General features: G+C 47.7%; 2 protein-coding genes. One reads left to right on the top strand and one right to left on the bottom strand.

What is annotated here, in order from left to right; translation table 11 throughout:
- Positions 1-1,165 (bottom strand): cyanophycin synthetase family protein (locus tag WBV75_RS12735; protein ID WP_424120966.1); only part of this gene is annotated, 1,165 nt, incomplete at its 3' end.
- A 91-nt stretch (positions 1,166-1,256) separates the two neighbouring features.
- Between WBV75_RS12735 and WBV75_RS12730 the strand changes: the two genes are divergently transcribed.
- A partial coding sequence (locus tag WBV75_RS12730; RefSeq protein WP_424120965.1) for a cyanophycinase occupies positions 1,257-1,823 on the top strand: 567 nt, incomplete at its 3' end.

The following is a 1,823-nucleotide window of genomic DNA, read 5'->3' as shown; positions in this document are numbered from 1 at the left end:
GGTTGGCCGTATCTTTCAGGATGAGTTTTTCGCCTTCGGCCAATACGGAGTCTTCAGTATATCCGGCATCGGCTATGATTGTTTTTGTAAGGTCATTTATGGTGATTGCCGTCAATTCTTTTTCATGGCCATAGCCCCGCCGGGGATCTGTATTGACTTCGGCAACCAATTCTGTAATGGTCGATTTTCCATCCCCAATAACGTGGGCGGGAGACCGAAGGGCCGCAGCGACAAAAGTGTTGTTGATGACCAACAACCGATAATCTTCACCCCGGATATAATTTTCGACAATAACCCGCCTGGACACCTCCTTGGCTGCATGAAAAGCCTTAACCGCGTCTTCATATGAGCGGACATCCACGGAAATACCCCGGCCGTGATTTCCGTCGATAGGCTTGATCACCAGGGGATACCCGATATCCTCGCATGTTTCCTTAAGGCTCCTTTCACGGGAGATGATATCCCCCCGTGGCACCTCTATTTCGGCTTGTTCCAGAAGGTATTTAGTGTCTTCTTTATCACAGGCCAGTTCCACCCCAATACTACTGGTTTCGCTGGTAACCGTAGCCTGAATACGCTTTTGATTCGCACCATAGCCGAGTTGACAGAGGGAGTATTTATTCAAACGAATCCATGGAATTCCCCTACTGGCGGCCTCTTCAACAATTGAACCCGTACTGGGCCCGAGCCTTTCGGCTTCCCGGAGCTCCCGCATTTCCTGCAGATCGGGCGCTAAATTGTAATCTTCACCGTCGATTAGGGCCTGGCAAATATCCACGGCCACCCGCGCCGCATAACGCCCGGCATTCTCTTCGATATAGGAGAATACAACGCTGTATACGCCCTTTTCCCCATACCCTCGCGTGCGGCCAAAACCTGTATCCATTCCGGCCATAGTTTGTATTTCCAGTGCAATATGTTCAATCACATGCCCCATCCAGGTACCTTCTTCTACCCGCATAAAAAAACCGCCCGGACATCCTTCGGAGCACCGGTGGGAATACATGGTTGGGAACATGGCTTTTAATCGGTCCAGAAAACCGGGGCACTTGTTGGTCGGAAGCTCTTCCATTTCCTCCAGATCCAAAACCATTACTATGAGTCTCTCGCGTCGTACAGACCAGTAATTCGGCCCGCGCATGGCTCTTATTTCTCGTATTTTCATGCCCAAAGTTTTAAGGGTTGGATTTAAATCTTTTAATATATAATAATATTTCCAAGGAGAGCCGTAATTTTACCGCCTTAAATCACAAATAATGAGCATAAAGGGAACTTTAATACCCATAGGAGGCAATGAGGATAAGGGTATTGAGACTCATGAAGCCTATCACCTGGAATTTATTGAGGAAGGCATCCTCTCGCGCGTTGTTCGGGAAAGTGGCGGCACAGATGCTTTGATTGTCGTTATTCCGACCGCCTCCCGTATTCCCAAAGAGGTGAGCAACAACTATATTGATGCCTTTGGGAAATTAGGATGCCAAAATGTTCAGGTAGCCGATATTCGCGAACGCGAAGATTCTGAAAACCCAAAATATATAGATATGATCCGCCAGGCGGATTGTATTATGTTTTCCGGGGGAAACCAGGCGAACATCACCAGAAAAATAGGAGACACGACCATTCATAAAATACTCCTGGACCGCTACAAAAATGAGAAAATCGTCATTGCAGGCACAAGTGCAGGGGCTATGTGTATGTCTACCGAGATGATTACCGGAGGCAGCAGCCAGGAATCTTTTTTTAAAGGTGCTGTAGGGCTGAATAAAGGAATGGGATTTATCCCCGACCTGATAATCGATTCGCATTTTATAAGAAGGGGGCGT

Origin of the sequence: Robiginitalea sp. (assembly GCF_049588695.1) — a bacterium.
In the GTDB taxonomy this organism is placed as follows: domain Bacteria; phylum Bacteroidota; class Bacteroidia; order Flavobacteriales; family Flavobacteriaceae; genus Robiginitalea.
Note: the sequence above shows the minus strand (reverse complement) of the source record. Positions and strands in the feature narration are given on the sequence as shown.